The organism is Candidatus Zixiibacteriota bacterium (assembly GCA_020853795.1).
Lineage (GTDB): Bacteria > Zixibacteria > MSB-5A5 > CAIYYT01 > CAIYYT01 > JADJGC01.
The window spans coordinates 1-17,545 of record JADYYF010000061.1 but is presented as its reverse complement, the minus strand read 5'-3'; the positions used below and the strand labels follow the sequence as shown (position 1 = coordinate 17,545).

The 17,545-nt window shown below is 59.1% G+C and carries 11 protein-coding genes; 7 read left to right on the top strand and 4 right to left on the bottom strand.

Features of this window, described 5'->3' with window-relative positions:
• Positions 1-13: 13 nt before the first annotated feature.
• Entirely contained in the window at positions 14-976 is a 963-nt protein-coding gene (locus IT585_04215; protein ID MCC6962437.1) for an EamA family transporter, read from the bottom strand.
• Positions 969-1,448, bottom strand: a complete 480-nt coding sequence (locus IT585_04210) for an Lrp/AsnC family transcriptional regulator (protein MCC6962436.1) — start codon at positions 1,446-1,448, stop codon at positions 969-971. The genes IT585_04215 and IT585_04210 overlap by 8 nt, the downstream gene beginning before the upstream one ends.
• A gap of 200 nt (positions 1,449-1,648) precedes the next feature.
• Between IT585_04210 and IT585_04205 the strand changes: the two genes are divergently transcribed.
• Together IT585_04205 and IT585_04200 are read left to right on the top strand one after the other, a co-directional pair.
• Positions 1,649-1,960: a hypothetical protein gene (locus tag IT585_04205; GenBank protein MCC6962435.1), complete on the top strand. Its 312-nt coding sequence runs from the start codon at positions 1,649-1,651 to the stop codon at positions 1,958-1,960.
• 143 nt (positions 1,961-2,103) lie between these two features.
• Complete coding sequence (locus IT585_04200) at positions 2,104-2,481, top strand: hypothetical protein (GenBank protein ID MCC6962434.1); 378 nt, start codon at positions 2,104-2,106, stop codon at positions 2,479-2,481.
• Between the two features lie 80 nt (positions 2,482-2,561).
• Here IT585_04200 and IT585_04195 read toward each other — a convergent pair whose 3' ends face one another.
• Complete coding sequence (locus tag IT585_04195; GenBank protein ID MCC6962433.1) at positions 2,562-6,158, bottom strand: right-handed parallel beta-helix repeat-containing protein; 3,597 nt, start codon at positions 6,156-6,158, stop codon at positions 2,562-2,564.
• A 206-nt stretch (positions 6,159-6,364) separates the two neighbouring features.
• Between IT585_04195 and acs the strand changes: the two genes are divergently transcribed.
• The 5 genes from acs to IT585_04170 all read left to right on the top strand — a co-directional run bounded on the left by acs (position 6,365) and on the right by IT585_04170 (position 16,411).
• Positions 6,365-8,458, top strand: coding sequence for an acetate--CoA ligase (gene acs / locus IT585_04190; GenBank protein ID MCC6962432.1), 2,094 nt, complete (start codon positions 6,365-6,367; stop codon positions 8,456-8,458).
• 635 nt (positions 8,459-9,093) lie between these two features.
• Complete coding sequence (locus IT585_04185) at positions 9,094-9,588, top strand: hypothetical protein (GenBank protein ID MCC6962431.1); 495 nt, start codon at positions 9,094-9,096, stop codon at positions 9,586-9,588.
• 86 nt (positions 9,589-9,674) lie between these two features.
• The gene (locus IT585_04180) at positions 9,675-11,330 is read left to right on the top strand and encodes a SpoIIE family protein phosphatase (protein MCC6962430.1); all 1,656 of its coding nucleotides are present in this window, start codon (positions 9,675-9,677) and stop codon (positions 11,328-11,330) included.
• A 50-nt stretch (positions 11,331-11,380) separates the two neighbouring features.
• Entirely contained in the window at positions 11,381-13,279 is a 1,899-nt protein-coding gene (locus IT585_04175) for a tetratricopeptide repeat protein (protein MCC6962429.1), read from the top strand.
• A 156-nt stretch (positions 13,280-13,435) separates the two neighbouring features.
• Entirely contained in the window at positions 13,436-16,411 is a 2,976-nt protein-coding gene (locus IT585_04170; protein ID MCC6962428.1) for a protein kinase, read from the top strand.
• A gap of 15 nt (positions 16,412-16,426) precedes the next feature.
• Here the strand turns inward: IT585_04170 and IT585_04165 are convergent, their stop codons facing one another.
• Complete coding sequence (locus IT585_04165; GenBank protein MCC6962427.1) at positions 16,427-17,137, bottom strand: DUF1003 domain-containing protein; 711 nt, start codon at positions 17,135-17,137, stop codon at positions 16,427-16,429.
• Positions 17,138-17,545: the final 408 nt, after the last annotated feature.

The following is a 17,545-nucleotide window of genomic DNA, read 5'->3' as shown; positions in this document are numbered from 1 at the left end:
CGAACCCGCCCGGTCATTCCGCCTCGCAGGTTGACACCGGAGCCGGGGACGACTGCGCCGCCTCTTCGCGCTTCGGCTGCCGACCCTTTGCCAAAGTCAACACTGCGACGGCTGTCACGATAATCGCCGCTGCAATCAAAGTCCGCGCCGACAACGCCTCGCCCGCAAACGCCCAGCCCACGATCACCGCCACCACCGGATTCACAAACGCATACGTCGACACTTTCGCCGGCGTGCTCACTTTCAGCAGCCAGACATACGCCGCAAATGCCAGCGAGCCGATGATCGCCAGATACAGCAGCGCCGCCACCGACTTGAGGGTAAACAAACTGATATGGAACTGCGGCAATTCGCCGATCATCGCCCCCATCGCCAGCATCGTCGCGCCGCCGACTAGCATTTGAATTCCCACCGACAACAGTCGCGACTGCGGCAAATCGACATGCCGCGAGTAGATCGACCCCGACGCCCACGACAGCGTCGCCATAAGCACCGCCACCGCGCCGATTGTACTCACCGGCGCACCGCCCAGGTTGCCCGGTCCGACCAGCACCACGATCCCCGCAAATCCCATCACCAGCCCGGCGATCACGCTTGAGGCCGGTTTCTGCCCATTCGGTCGCAGCCAATCTATCAGCACCATCCAAAACGGCATCGCCGCCACCATCAACGCTGCCAGTCCCGACGGCACATATTGCTCCGCCCAAGTGACCGTCCCCGTCCCGCCGACCACCAACAGAAGTCCGATGATCCCGCTGTTGCGCCACTGCGCCGGAGTCGCCGCAACGGCGCCGCTCGCCCGCGCCCACAAGTACAACAGCGACCCGCCGATCAGGAATCGGATTCCCGCCGACAACAGCGGCGGAATCGTTTCGATCGTGAACCGAATCGCCAAATAGGTCGATCCCCAGATCAGGTAGATCGCCAGGAAGCCGACGACGATGCGCCAGCGGGCGGTTGTTGATGATTCAGTCATTGACCTTTCCACTTGGAAGTTCACTCAGCGGCAACGGACCATTTTCTTTAAACGTTTCCAGCGCAATCACCGTGCGCGTGTTGCGCACCGTCTTGATCGCTCCCAGCTTGTCGCGCAAGAATTGCCCCAGCGCTTCCGTGTCGCGCACCCGCACTTTCACCAGGTAGCAATCTTCCCCCGCGATATTATGCACTTCCAGCACCTGCGGCAGTGCCGTCATCTCCAGCGCCGTCTGGCAGGTGTTGACCGGCTCGTCCGCGCGCACAAAGACAAACGCCACCAACCCCAGATCGAGCGCTTTCGCATCGAGCCGCACATCATAGCCGCTGATAACCCCCCGCTGCACCAGCTTCTTGATCCGCTCCGCCGTCGCTGAGGGAACAATCCCAATCTTTTTGGCGATATCAGAATTGGGGATTCGTGCGTCTTCCTGGAGAATCTGCAGGATTTGCTTGTCTAATTCGTCAATCATAAGATTGTACCACCATTTCGTCGAATTATGTGCTAAGATTTACGGATATCGTTGCATTATGTTGCAAGAAACTACATTTTCTGCAAAAATAGTTTGGTTTGCATCGATCGTCAACCCAAAAAATCTTCGCCTTCGTCGCCCGTAAGTCGTTATAATTAAAGAAATGAGGATTTACACACTGGCAGAAAATCGGAGGTAATATGGCCGAACATGCTGAAGATACCAGAGTCAAGGACGCACTCGAGCTGCTCAACAGCTACGCCCGCGACAAGAAAGTGGAATTGCAGGATATGCTGACCGGCAAGTATAGCAACCTTAAATCCGCCGTTTCCAATGTCGGCGCCCGGCTGCAGCAAGACGCCGGCGAAATCTATGCGACCGGCAAAGAAAAGACCGTCAAGCTGGCCAAGGATCTCGACAAGAACGTACACGACAACCCGTGGCCTTATATCGGCGGCGCCGCTCTCGGTGCGCTGATCGTTGGCTACCTGCTCGGTCGCTCGCAGAAGTAGTTTCGGTACCTCTGACCACGTGTTTGTCGAAATTGCAGGTCGAAACCCCTGACGGCAAGACTCTATGAACACCGCAATTGACGGCGGGGTTTCGACATTTCGCGTTCGATATTTCGATATACAGTCAGAATGAGGATTCGATCGTGGGATTTCTCAAGGGCTTGATATTCGGATTGGCGGGCAAATCGATCCAAACCGCGATCGATATCGCCAGAGCCGAACTGGCGATTGCGCTGATTCGCGCGCTCGGCGGCCTGCGCAAGCTGATCATCCTGCTTTCGCTCTGGCTCTTCCTGCTGGTTCTGCTCGTCGGCGGTCTGGTGATGATCCCGGTCGCGCTCTGCGTGTACATGCCGTGGGCGCCCGAAACCAAGCTGATTGTGCTCCTGGCCTTCGCCGTTGTCTACATCGGCATCCCCTTGATCGCCCTGATGGCCGTCCTCTCCGAGCGCCGCTGGCTGAAACTCTTCAAGGTCGACGACCTCCTCGCGAAAGTCATTCGCAAGCGCGAATCTTCGTAGGTCGAAACCTCTTACGGCAAGACCTCGACTTTCACTCCGCACCCCGAGGGGTTTCGACACTCTTCCCAGACCAATCCCCCCTACGGCTCACACGGCGCCGGCCCCGCAGCAAAAATGTAATTGATCAAATACACCGCGTCGGAAATCGAAATCGCCCCGCTGCAATCCGCATCACCGGACAATAGCGGCACCGGCGCCGGCCCTCCGGCAAATATGTAATTGATCAGAAACACCGCATCCGAAATCGAAATCTGTCCATTACCGTCCGGGTCGCCAATCTTCATGACGCGGAACGAAAACACCTGATTCGACCAGGTTACTCCCGTGCTCACGTCGGTCGCCTTGACCTTCCACCAGTAATTCGTCCCCCAACTCAATGGCTCGCCGATCTGGTACGTTGTGTCAGTAATGCCCGCGATGATCGTCGCAAAGCTGAAGTTGGGATAGAGCGCAATGTGAAGCTCGTAGCGCACCGAATCGAACGGATCAAAGTCGCGCGAGCGCGTCCACTGCAAATTCGGCATTGTCGTCGTCAAGGCCGGCGTCAAACCGTCGGGCGGCGACAGCAAATCGAAATGCGTCGGCGCGATGTTTTCGCCGTTCAGCCAGAACGACCAGATCGCCGAGTACGCCGATTCCTCGTAGTAATCGCTCGCCTTCACCCGCCACCAGTAGTGCTGATCTTCCGTGAGGTAAAACGGAACATTCACCGTCGTCAGCGAATCACTGCCTGGTTGCGCCGTAAACGGAACGAAGAAGGCGAACGAGCTGTCATTGGTAACTTCAAAGGTCAGAAGCAAGCTGTCGCCTTCAGCGTCGGGCACTCTTCGGATTGTGAGACTCGGCTGCGGGCTGGTCACAATTCCGCCATTCGCAGGCGCAACCAACTGCGGTATGGAGGGCACGCTGTTCATGCGGAACATCAGCTCCGCCCAATTCGACCACCCGAGCGAGTTGCTGACGCGCAGCCGCAACCAGTACGTCTGTCCATCGATCAGCGGCGCGCCGCCATACACCACAAACGTATCCGCCGACACCACCGGCGCCGGATTCCACATTTCGGCATACTGCCAGTCGTTGTCGGTACCAACCGCGATCTCGAATGCGGTCTGGGGATAAAGCCCGGTCGTATCCGAATAGTCCCATGCAATCAACGGCGCGGCTGACACCACATGCAGCGGCTCAGATTCTCCGTCAACTGCGATACCCGCGACGACTGGCGTTTCCAGCAGATGAAGCGTGACAACCATCGTATCCGCGAGGAAACCGTCCGAGACCACAATTGCGAACGAAGTATCGGAATCATCAAGCTGGGGCGTCCCGAAGCAGCTATCGTCAGCAGAATCCAACCACGACGGCAGATTCATGAACGAGTAGCTCGCGCTCGGCCCGTCGCTGTCTTCCGACGTCGCGATGTAAGTAAACGGCACCCTCTTGACGATCGTCAAGTCCGACTCAGACGTCAGTACTGGCGGCGCATTTTCACAACCCACACCATATGCTCCGATCAAGACCCCGCAGGAGTTGTTGGCGGGGGCGCAGGGTGAGCTGTTTCGAATTGTGTAAATGCCGTTTTCTTCATCGCAGAATATAGGCAGCAGCGAAAAAACTCCGAGGGTGTCAAATTCTGAAGTTGAGTCTGGGAACCCGGTAAACCAAAGCTCGCCTCCGGCATAAATATTACTGCAATGGATGTAAACATTCTTCCAGCGGCTGTCAAACTCTAGCGGCGAGTTGAGGACCATATTACAGCTATCAAGAACAAGATTTGACAATCTACCGTCCACTCGCGTGATGTCGCCGACGAGCGTAGTATGCCTAAAATCCAAAATTTCAACGAAGTTCGCCGGTGCAATTGACACAACTTCTCCGTTTATCATGCTCCAGATTGAGTACACCCTTGACTCTTGACTCACTAATAGACCGCCGATCTGGGATGAATCTACAATGACAATTCCGCCTGCTCCAGTCTGCAGTAGCCCCGATACAACTGACGATTCGATTCTCTGGAATGATCCATCAACTGCGGTAATCTGCCCCTGAACCGTTGAGCTAAACGTGACCAAATCATCATTAGAACCCAGATTCACCGACACTACCGATGAAGACTCCAGTTGCAGCTTGGTGTAACGGGTGTAGCTGAGACTACTGCTCACAGGGCAGAATATCTTACTTCCCCTTATCAGAAGCAGTCCAGGTGAATCAACCATTATCTCTCGATCGTGAACTTGACACTCATCCAACACTACATCAACCCAATCGGGGAAATCGCCAAACACTCTGATGCCTGTTCCGTCCATTAGACAACGCCTGAGTGTGAATCCTGCAGCTTTCGAAAGAACACCGTAATCTCCGCCGTTTCTAATCGTGAAACCCGTCACCACAGTGCTTGAATCCTCACCTTGCACGAATCTAAACACACTTGCTGTATCAGCAATAGTTGGAACAATTGCGGTATCTCCGTCGATTACAGTCTGTTCAATGTGTATTGAGTCACCATCAATTAGATATTCACTGGCAACAACGACTCTCTTTCCAAGCAAGTTAAGGCGTTCGTAATAGACCCCTTCATCTACAAGTACTGTATCGCCATTAACCGCAGAATCGATCGCCGCCTGAATCGTCGGGTACTCGCTCGGCACGTACCGGATTCTCCCCACAGTCGGCTCGTAAGCCATTGCTCCGATGTCATTCCGACTGCCGTCAGGGTCATTGTAAGAGGCGCTGGGATTGCCTCGATCGATGCACGGGGAATCTGATTGTAGTCGAAAATCACTGCTGTCTGAATTCATAAACCTTGGATCGCTCGATATGCCGTTTGGACCGGGGGAATTCACACTTCCATTAGCCCAAACGTCGTTGTAGTCTCCCACAGCATAAGGATAGAATGCCTCCAATTGATTCTGGGCCAGGATGTTGTTCTGAACATTTGCCGCCCCACCGTAAATGGCAATCCCCTTTGTGTTTCTCACGATCGTGTTATTCACAATCTGACAATCGACACAATTGTTGATGTAGATGCCCGCGGCAGCCTCTGCTGTCCCCGTATTGTCACGAATAATGTTGCGCTCAATACGCGCCCTCAGCCCGCCTGGTGGCGAGCCGATGCCGACGCCATGTGCGCAATGATTATCGTAGATTTCGTTCCCGATTATTTCCAGAAAGCTGGGCAGTGCACCACCGCCGCCAATGCCGCCTCCTGTGTTAGTCCCATAGTTCCCGTGAATTCGGTTGTACCGGAGCTTTGCGGCTGACCAGACGAAACTGATAGCACCACCATCACCGTCCCATGAGCAGTTTGTGATCACGCAGTTCTGGATTACTGGGGATGAGCTCTCAATCCTAATGCCGTGGGCATTTGTTGCATCCCGAATCGTGAAGCCATCGAGAACCGATGTTGTATCTTCGCTGTCGATAAACCGAACGACTGGGAGTCCCGGCGTGCTGGAGCTGATAATTGTTGTCTCCGAGCCCGTCGAACTCAACACCACTGCTGCTTTGCCGTCGAATCTCAGGTTCTCCGTATACACCCCCGGCCCCACCAACACCGTATCCCCATCCACCGCCGCATCTATCCCCGCCTGAATCGTCGCCTGATCCTGCGGCACCCGGATCGTCGCCGCCAACACGCAATGACTAATGACCAACAATACCAACCCAACTTTGACAAGGCGCATAAGCCCTCCGATATGTTATATGAGGAGCAACTGCTCTAATATAAGACCTCATGCCCGCTTTGGTCAACCCATATTCGACAAAAAGGTCGCCCTACTGCGCTATCAGCCCTTCCCTTTTCTCTTGCCCCTATCATCTTCTTTGCCGATCTTCCTCGTCGATATTCGTATCACTTTGAAATAATGATCGATCCAATTCGGAGATAATAATGCCCGCGAAGAAACCCTCTTCCGCCAAGTCCCGCGTGGCCAAATCGCCGCGCACGAAATCCGCCGCCAAAAGACCGGCCCGCACACCCAAGCTCAGAACCGTCGCCGCCGCTCCGCCCACCGACAGCATCCAGTCGGTCCTGCAGGAGCACCGCCTCTTCCCGCCGTCCAAGGATTTCGCCGGCCGCGCGCACATCAAAACCGTCGCCGAGGCCAACCGCCTCCGCGAACGCGCTGCCAAAAACCCGGTGAAATTCTGGGAGGAACAGGCGCGTGATCTGATCTGGTTCAAACCGTGGAAGAAACCTTTCGTCTGGAAACACCCCTTCGCCCAGTGGTTCATCGGCGGCAAAATCAACATCTCCTACAACTGCCTCGACCGCCACGTCGCCACCTGGCGGCGCAACAAGGCCGCCATCATCTGGGAGGCCGAAAGCGGCGAAACCCGCACGCTCACCTACCAGCAGCTCCTGATGCAGGTCTGCCGCTTCTCGAACGTGCTCAAATCGCTCGGCGTGCAGAAAGGCGATGTCGTCGCGATCTACATGGGCATGACCCCCGAGGCCGTGATCGCCATGCTCGCCTGCGCGCGCATCGGCGCGACCCACAACGTCGTCTTCGGCGGCTTCTCCGCGGAAGCTCTCCGCGAGCGCATCAACGATTCCAGGGCTGTCGCCGTCATCACGCAGGACGGCTCCTTCCGCCGTGGCGCGATCGTGCCGCTGAAGGACAACGTCGATGCCGCCCTCGAGGACGCTCCCACCGTGCAAAACGTCGTCGTCTACAAGCGCGTCGGCAACGAGGTCAACATGATGATCGGCCGCGACCATTGGTGGCACGAGCGCATGCTGGTGCCCTCCGAGCCGTGCCAGGCCGAGCCGCTCGATGCCGAGCATCCGCTCTTCATCCTCTACACTTCCGGCTCGACCGCCAAACCCAAAGGCATCTTGCACACCACCGGCGGCTACATCACGCAGGTCGCCTACACCACGAAAATGGTCTTTGACCTGCGCGAGGACGACCTCTATTTCTGCATGGCCGACATCGGCTGGGTCACCGGGCATTCGTACGTCGTCTACGGCCCGCTCGCCCATGGCGCCTCGGTCATGCTCTACGAAGGCGCACCCAACTATCCCGCGCCCGACCGCATTTGGGACATCATCGAGCGCCACAGAGTAACCGTCTTCTACACCGCGCCGACGGCGATCCGCGGCTTCATGCGCGCCGGTGAACAATATCCGATCCAGCATAACATGTCGTCGCTGCGCCTGCTCGGCTCGGTCGGTGAACCGATCAACCCCGAGGCCTGGATGTGGTACTACACCCTCATCGGCGGCAAGCGCTGCCCGATCGTCGACACCTGGTGGCAGACCGAAACCGGCGGTATCATGATCTCGCCGCTCCCCGGCGCGGCCACACTCAAACCCGGCTCCTGCACTTTGCCCCTGCCCGGCATCGTCGCCGATGTTGTCCGCAAGGACGGCACGCCGTGTAAGCCGAATGAGGGCGGCCTGCTCGTCATCAAGCATCCCTGGCCCGGAATGTTGCGCACCATCTACGGCGATCCGCAACGCTACAAGGATGTGTATTGGAAAGATTTCCCCCCAACCAAGTCGCGTCCCGGCTATTACCTCGCCGGCGACGGCGCCCGCCGCGATCCCGATGGATATTTTTGGGTGGTCGGGCGTATCGATGACGTCGTCAACATTAGCGGCCACCGACTCGGCACTGCCGAAGTCGAGAGCGCCCTCGTCTCGCACAAGACCGTCGCCGAGGCCGCGGTCGTGGCCCGTCCCGACGATCTCAAGGGCTCGGCGCTGGTGGCGTTCGTCACGCTCAAGAGCAATGTCAGTTCCGAGGCGGCCTTCCTCGAAGAACACCGCGACATCTTGCGCGAGCACGTCATGAAGGAGATCGGCCATATCGCGAAGATCGACGATATCCGCTTCACTGACGCCTTGCCGAAGACCCGTTCCGGCAAGATCATGCGCCGCTTGTTGCGCGAAATCGCCCACGGCAATGTCGTCACCGGCGACACCACGACTCTGGAGGACTTCTCCATCCTTGAGAAACTCCGCCAAGACGAGGAATAGCGGCAGCCGCATTCACTAGCGTCGCCGGTCCTCGCGAAGTATCGGTGGGTTGGACATTCTTGTCTGACACGGGAATGTTCCAAATCACCTCGCCGTCAGGATTTACCGCGACCCCGACACTTCGAATTCACGTGGGTCCGACTTCAGTCGGACTTGCACCTCGCTGTTGCACCGCGCCGACAAGATCAACGCGCCGTCAGGAATCCCTTCCTGACGGCCAGCTGTTGTTCACAATCCCTACGACCCTGACATTTCTGGGTTCACTTGTGTCCGACTGAAGTCGGACCCACGAAATCGAGCGGTGCCCCACCGCTTGCGGTGGGTTTTCGGTTTCTCAGTAGCCACCGCCCGCGCAGCGTCCCGAAGAACAAAGGATCGCGGTGAGATAAACGTTGCGGCAGGTCTTGATCCCGCGCGCCTTGAATGCTGATCGTCCCCCTCTTCCTGCCCGTGCGGGATTGTGACCTGCCGCCATCCTTCTGGCCCTCAGAAACTGCAGCCAATCTGGGTTCCCGCCTCCGCGGGAATGACACTTACTCCCCTCTCCTCTTGGGAGAGGGGCCGGGGGTGAGGGCGCTTGGATCCTCCTCAAATATCTCCTTGCTTGCCGACGTTCAAAGCGCTATCTCCTCCGCATGAAGAACCGCACGCTCCTCACCCCCGCCGGGGGCGCAATCATCGCGGTCTGTTTCTTCCTCCCCTGGCTTCGCATCTCCTGTATGGGCACCTCCAGCTATTCCGGCGCCGGCTTTGGCGGCATCTACTGGGCGATCTTCGCCGGCGGCCTCGCGCTGATCCTCGGCTACCTGCTCTTGCGTCGTCTGAAACGCCTCGAATACCTGATGTCGCTCGTCGCCGCCGTCAGCATCATCACCGTCGCCGTCATCTTCTACGGCATCATGACCATCGCGTCCGGCAAACGCGTCCTCTTCTTCCGCGTCGGCCCCGAGGACGTCAATTTGCGGCTGCAGGTCGGCAGCTTCGGAACGTTGTTTGGCTTCATTCTAGCCTGGGTTGGCGCACTCCCCGCCGGACTGAAATCGCGCCTGCGCCGCCGCCCGCGCGCCGCCACGCCCGCCGCGGCCGAATTCCCGCCTGAACTCCCCGCCGACAAACGCACTTCCGCTTGATTTTTCGACCCGCTTCATGTTACTTGAGCACGATTTCCAAACGTGGATTCAATTCGTCTAACTACGGAGACTGACCGCGCACACGCATGTTCAAACTGACCAGCCCCCAGCACGGTAACCGCTTCACCTGGCGTCTCGCCCCCGGCACTTATATCGCCGGCCGCGATCCCCAGGTCGATTTGGTAATCAACGATTCCACGGTCTCGCGCCGCCATGCGCGTATCGTCGTCGTCGATGATCAGACCATTCGCCTCACCGACCTCGGCTCGCTCAACGGCACGCAGGTCAACGACAAACGCATCACCGATACCGTCGATCTCAAAGTCGGCGATACCATCGCGATCGGCAACGTCGGCTTCCTGCTGCTTTCCGAAACCATTCCCGAAACCCGGCCGCAACCGCTGTTGTCGCAGGTCTCGATTGTCGATGAACGCGACGGCGGCACCTCGATCTCCGCGATTCCGCTCGAGGAGGCGCTGCAAGCGCCGCAACGTGAGTCGGCCAACCCGGCAGTCTTCAAGGCGATCGCCGATATGGCCAAGATGCTGATCCTGCCGCAAAGCGTGGACGAGATGTTCAGCCAGGCGCTCGACCTGCTGCAACAGATCGTCAAGACCGAGCGCTCGGCTATCTTCGCCGCCGATGAGTCTACCGGCAACGTCACCCTGCTCAACTACCGTCTTGCCAATCAGTCCGGCTCGCAGCAATTCACGATCTCGCGCACTATCGTCAAGGAAGTCCTGAACAACAAGAACGCCGTCTTCTTCTCCGATCTGATCTCCGATGAACGCTTCGCGCGTCAGGAGTCGATCGTCGTCGCCGGCATCCGCTCCGTCATGGCCGTGCCGATGGTCGACGAAGACAAGGTCATGGGCATCCTTTACGTCGACACCAACGATCCAGCCCAGCGCTACAACGAGGACACCCTCAAAGTCGTCGCCACTTTCGGCAACATTCTCGCTGCCAAGATCACCAATCACAATCTGCTGAAAGAACGGCAGGAAAAACAGGCGCTCGAGTCGGAGCTGAACATCGCCTCCCAGATTCAGGAAGGCTTGATGCCGAAAATTCTTCCGGCCATCCCCGGCTATCTGTTCCATGCCTTTCAGATGCAGTGCAAGATGGTCGGCGGCGATCTGTATGACGTGGCGCTGCTCCCCGACGGCCGCGTGCTGTTCCTGCTGGCCGACGTTTCCGGCAAAGGCATGGGCGCCGCGCTGTTTGCGTCCAACATTCTCTCCGCATTCCGCATGTTGCGCGCGCTGCCGAAATTCGACGTCGTCGACGCCGTTGCTAAGGTCTCCGAGCAGATGGAAAGCACCAGCCGTGGCGGCGATTTCGCCACCGTCTTCATCGGCGTGCTCGATCCGGCCGCCCACGCGATCGAATTTGTCAATGCCGGCCACAATCCGCCGATACTCGTCAGCCTCGATGGCAGCCATCGCCACCTCGATTCCACCGGCATCCCGATCGGTGTCTTCTCCGGATTCGCCTGGAGTCGCAACTCGCTGACGCTCACCCCCGGTGACCGCGTCATTATCTTCACCGACGGTATCCCGGAGGCCACCAATGCCAACGGCGATCTCTATTCCGACGAACGCCTGGAGAAATTCGTCATCGACCGGCGCAATGAGCCGATTCCGAATCTGACTACGGCTCTGATCGGCGATGTCTCCAAATTCGTCGGCGAGGCGCCCCGCAGCGATGATATCACGCTGATCATTTTCGAGCGGCAGGCGTAAACCGCCGCTTTTCCCTTGCCCGCTTTTGATCCGGCAGCCAAATTGCCTTTGTGAAAGTCAAGAAACCATCTCCGCGTCCGGCTCCAGCCACGACCGCTCCAAGCTCGTGGTTTGCCGTCACCGACCCGTCCGAACGCAAGGCGCTCCTCTGGATCGTCGGCATCGGCCTGCTGCTGCGTTTGATCTACATCCTGCAACTCAAGAGCAGCATCTTCTGGGGCAACTACGTGCTCGACGCGCAGGCGCTCGATCTCTGGGCCAAGCAGATCGCGGACGGACAACTGGTCGGCACCCAGCCGTTCTTCCGCGCGCCGCTCTACGCCTACCTGATCGGCCTGATCTATGCCGTCTTCGGCACCTCGCCGTTGCCGGTGATTCTCTTCCAGACCCTGCTCGGCGTCGGCATTGTTTATCTGACGTTCACTTACGCCCGCCGTCTCTTCGACACCAAAATCGCCGTTGTCGCTGCTGCCGTGACGGCCGTCTGGCCGACCTTGATCTACTACGAGGGAGAACTCTCGATTACCACTCTCGAAGTTGCCGTCGGTCTGGCCGCGCTCATTTTTGTCCATCGCGCTGTCGACCTGCGTACTCGTTCAAGTCTCCTTGCCGCCGGACTCTTGCTCGGTCTGGCTGCGATCACCCGCCCGACTTTCCTGCTGCTCTTCCCACTACTGCCGCTGGGCTTGTGGCGTTTGCCTGCCGGCGAGGTACGAACGACGATCGGCAAGGCGGTGGCGACTTTCACGATCGCGCTGATTCTTCCCATCTTGCCGGTGACGCTCCACAATCTCGTCTTCGGCCACGATTTCGTGCTGATCGCGTCACAGGGCGGATCAAACTTCTACCTCGGCAACTCCGCTACTGCCGACGGCATCACCGCTCAGCAGATCGGCGTCGCCCAGTACGATGCTGTCATGCAGGACAACATCGCCTCCATCGCCGTCGCCGAACGCGAGCTGGGACGCAAGCTCAAAGACTCCGAGGCTTCCGCCTACTGGATGAACCGTGCCTTCTCCGACATCTTCGCCGATCCCGCCCGTGCGCTGTTGCTGTTCGCCAAGAAGGTCTATCTCTTCTGGCATGGGCAGGAAATCTTTAACAACAAGTCGCTTTACTACGCCGGCGAGTATTCCTGGTACATGCGCGCGTTCCTCTGGAAAGCCGGACTCAACTTCCCTTCCGGCTTGCTGTTTCCGCTGATGCTGGCCGGCATCCTCATCGCCCTCCGCGATCGGCACGCCCTGCTTGTTCCGGTCGGCTATCTCGCGCTCTATACGATGGCCATTGCGCTCTTCTTCGTCTGCGCGCGATTTCGCCAGCCGATCGTCCCCGTGGCGATTATCTTCGCCGCCGCGGCCATCCTCGCCTCAGCGCGCGTGATCGCCGCCAAATCGTGGCGCAACCTCGCCGTACCGGCTGTGATATTCATCGTCGCACTGCTGGCCCTCAACTGGGGCGGCAACGTTGAATCGCGCGAAAACGAGTCGCAGTTCGAGACGATCCTCGGCGGCCTCTATCATCGCAGCGGCGATCTGCCGGCCGCCGCCGCGCACTACGAAAGCGCCGTCGCCCTGGTGCCGAAAAACATCCGCGTCTACGCCCAGCTCGGGCGCGCTTACACCGAAGGCGGCCAGTTCGACCGCGCCCTTTCCGCCTTCCAGCGCGGCATTGCCATGGCCCCCGACTATCCGGCGCTGCGCTACAATTTCGGCATCGCCCTGACCCGCTTTGGGCGTCTCGAAGACGCCAAGGCCAGCTTCCACGCCGCGCTGCAACTGGCGCCGAATGCCGTCGATGCGCGCCTCGCGCTCGCGGAGGTCTACGAATTTCAGAAACAGCCCGACTCGGCGCTCATGCTCTATCAGGAGATCCTCAGCCTCGCGCCCCAGCATCCCGTGGCCTCCCAAAAGGTCGCCCAATTGCGCTCGCACCCAACCGCCCCTTAGCCCTGTGCAACCCGCGCCGATTCGCTTCGTATCTATTCCCAAGTCCGATCAAACTTCTTGATTGAAAATGGATCAACAAACGCCGATATTTGTTGCTCACACGCTTGGACGCATCGCCTCGATCCGGCCGGAAAGGACCGCAGTCAGCTAACGCCAGTGTCCGAACAAGATCACGAACGCGACAGCACCCGCTCCTTCTTCCTGCCGGCCGTCGGCACTCGGATCGGCCATTACGAGCTGCTCCAGCGCCTCGGCGCCGGCGGCATGGGCGATGTCTTCCTCGCGCAGGACACCAGCCTTAATCGTCGCGTCGCCATCAAATTCCTCTCCCAGCAGCTGAGCAGCGATCCCGACGCCAAGTCCCGCTTCCTGCGCGAAGCCCAGGCCGCGGCCGCGCTCAACCATCCCAACATCGTCACCATCTACGAGGTCGCCGAGCACGAAGGCCGCCCATACATCGTGATGGAAAATGTCGAAGGCCGCACGCTCAAGGATGCGCTCAGGGATGATCTCCCCCTGGCCCGCATCATTGAAATCGCCGTCCAACTCTGCGACGGTTTGCAGAAGGCGCACCAGCTCGGGATCGTCCACCGCGATATCAAGCCGGCAAACATCATCATCGACTCCGACGGCCGCCCGCGCCTGCTCGACTTCGGCCTGGCCACCGTGGTCGGCGCCAGCCAAATCACCCGCGCCGGCTCGACCCTCGGCACGATCGCCTATATGTCACCCGAACAAGCGCAAGGTCGCCCGGTCGATCAGCGTTCCGACGTTTTTTCGCTCGGGATCGTGCTCTACGAAATGATTGCCCGCAAACAGGCATTTGCGCGCGACACCGATGCCGCCACGCTCGGCGCGATTATCTATGATGCGCCCCCGCCCCTTGCCCAGTTCCGCCCCGATGTCACCGACGGACTGCAGGCTATCCTCGACCGCGCCCTCGACAAGGATCTCGAAACCCGCTACCAGTCGGCGTCCGGCTTGATGGCCGATCTCAAGCGCGAGAAGAAACTTCTCGACGGCCACTCGTCCGCGCCGTCGGCGCCCTCGCTGCGCGCCGTCCCGCCGCGCAAACGCTCGCGCCTGCCGCTGATTCTCTCGACCTCCGGCGCCGTCCTCGTCATCGCCCTCTTGCTGATTCTCAAGCCGTGGAGTGTGACGGTCTCGCCCGACCAGCAGGCGCAAGCTTCCGGCCAGTGGATGGCAATCATGTATTTCGACAACCTCACCGATCCCACCGACGCGCAACGCCTCGGTGAAATCGTCACCAACCTGCTCATCACCGATTTGTCGGAAGCCAAGGCGATCAAGGTCGTGTCCAGCCAGCGCCTCTATGATCTCCTCAAGCTCCTGGGGAAGGAAGGCGAACGCCGCATCGACCGCGACATGTCGACCCAGGTGGCGCGCAAAGCCGACGCCCGCTGGATGCTTACCGGCTCGATTCTTCAGGTCGACCCGCAGATCATCATGACCGCACAACTGATCGACGTTGCTTCCGGCGGCGTGCTCACCAGTCATCGCATCGACGGTGAGCCGCAAGAAAAAATCTTCGCCGTGACCGAACGCCTCGCCCGCGACCTGCGCGCCGATCCGGCGTTCCCGCGCGCCATGCGGTCCGAGCCCGAAGTCGATCTGGCCTCGGTTTCAACCTCCTCGGCCGAAGCGTATCGCTACTATCTCGAAGGCATCGAGGCGCAGAACCGTTTTGCCACACCGGAAGCGCGTACCGCCTACAAGCGCGCCATCCAGATCGATTCGACCTTTGCCATCGCCTGGGCGCGGCTGGCGATGTCCAGTTCCAACGAGGAGTATCGCCGCGCGCAGGAGATGGCGCTCCGGTTTATCGACCACGCCAGCCCGCGGGAGCAGATGCTGATCCGCGCGTTCGCCGCCCGCGGCACCGGCGACAATGTCAAGGCGCGCGAAGCGATGACGGCTGCCGTGGCGCGCTATCCCGACGACAAGGAACTGCTCCATTTCCTGGCGCAGGCCTACAGCAATACCGGCGAACATCGCCCCGCCATCGAGACGGCCAACCGCGTACTGGCTCTGGATCCGATGTTCAAGACCGGCTGGAATTTCCTCGCTTACGAGTACTTCCGCATCGGCAACCTCGACAGCGCACTCGCCGCCGTCGACCGCTATATCGCCATCGCGCCGACCGAGCCGAATCCGTACGACTCCAAGGGCGATATGCTCTCCGCCGCCGGGCAGCTCGATTCCGCCGCGTTCTACTACCAGAAAGCGCTCCAGATCAAGCCCGACTTCACAATGCAGACCATCACCAAACTCGCCACGATCAAAATGATCCTCGGCCAGTATGAGGAATCGGGTCGCTTGCTGCGTCAGGCCATGAATTCCTCGGAGCAATTCGAACGCGAATTTGCCCGCTCACAATGGATCAATCTGTATCTCTATCAGGGCAAATTCAAGACCGCGCTGCAGGAAATCGAGTCAGTGACGCGCACCGAACTGCTGGAAGGCAATCCTGAATCGGCGATCGCGAATCGCATCACCGTCGCCCGCATCTATTACCACTGGGGTGATCCGCAACGCGCCTGGCAGACGCTGACCGAATACATGGCCTACGCCGATACCGTGCATCCGCTGCAGCCGGCAAACCAGCGCGCTCCCATAACCCGCACCTGGCTGGCCGCCGCTGCCGGTCACTTTGATCTCGCCGAACGATTTCTCGATTCGCTTGCGCTCGAAGCGCAGAAGGATAGCAACGCCGCCGTCATCTGGCATCGCGCTCGCGGCTACTTCAACCTGACCAAGTCCGACCATGTCGCGGCGCTGGCCGATTTCCAGTACGTCGCCGATCGCCGCCCGTCGTTCTCCTCCAGCCTTGAACTCGGCCGCGCATTCCTGGCGCTCGAACGATTTGAGCAAGCGGCCGCCGCGCTCGAGACCGTGCGCAGCTCGTACTTTGATGAAGTTCGTTCCAACGCTTACATCTCCAACGTGCTCTACTATTACTATCTCGGCCGCGCCTACGAGGGCCTCGGCAACACCGCGCAAGCCATCAAGGACTACACGACGTTTACCGACATCTGGAAGAACGCCGAAGGACCGATCCCCGAACTGACCGCTGCCCGCACCCGCCTGGCCGCGCTCAAAGCCAAAGCCTGACCGCCGCGCGCGAAACTACTTCTCCGGCCCGCGTTCAAGCTCGTCGGCCAGCTCGACCTGAATCTGTTTGATCTCCAGCAGTCGCAGCCATTGGTGATGCATCAACTGGTCGAGCTTGCGGCTGAGGTGGCGGATTTCCAACTCGGCTTTCAGATTGATCTGGTAGTCATGCTCGGCCCGGAGACGGTCTTTTGCTTCCTGCCGGTTCTGGCTCATCATAATGACCGGCGCCTGCAGAGCGGCCAGGCACGACAACACCAGATTCAAGAGGATGAAGGGATAGGGATCAAACGGGCGCTGGATCAGAACCGCCGTATTGACGATGATCCAGAGCACCAGGACTGATGCGAACGTAATGATGAACTTCCAACTGCCGCCGAATTCGGCGACGCGATCGGCAATGCGATCGCCGGCCGTCAACTGGCTATCGAACTCGGCCGCGAAGTTGTGCGCGAACAGTTCCTGTTGGCGCAGACTTTCAATCACCTCGCGTTCAAGATCGCTCAACTCGCCCTGTTCACGTTCAAGTGTGGCCTGCACATAATCCGCGCGGTAATGGTTGACGCAATCGCGGCAGATGAAATCACCCGCGTGCAATGCGGGAAACTCCTTGAGAATCAGGTCGCGCACCGCTTGGTAAACCAAGTCCACCGGTCGACCCGCGGCGAGCGGTTTCTCTTGCTGGCAGCGCGGACATCGGAACTGGGCAGTCAACGTTTCGGGCATCGTGATACCTCCGGCGGCCGCTCACGGCGGCTCGGCCAGAGTCTAATACGCCGAATGCAATCTCGCCGCGCCACAAAAAAGCTCTACCCGTAATCCACTCGGGATTCCAACCGCAGCTGTTGCCTACCTGCGGCCCAGCTTATCCGGTAACCCACCCGCAGCGCCAGCGCTAACTGGGGAGTCTGCTTTGTTACGACAAGTATACTCGCGTACCCTCGTTTGTTGGCTCAGTTCGTAGGTCACGATCCCCGCGATCCTGACACTCCATTACCGCAACAGCTCGTAGGTCAGGATCCCCGCGATCCTGACACTCGACCTGATCCCGGCAATCCCAATTCTCGAATTCCTGTAGCTCCGACTTCAGTCGGACTCGCCCCTGACTTCTTGAATTTCCTGTGGGTCCGACTT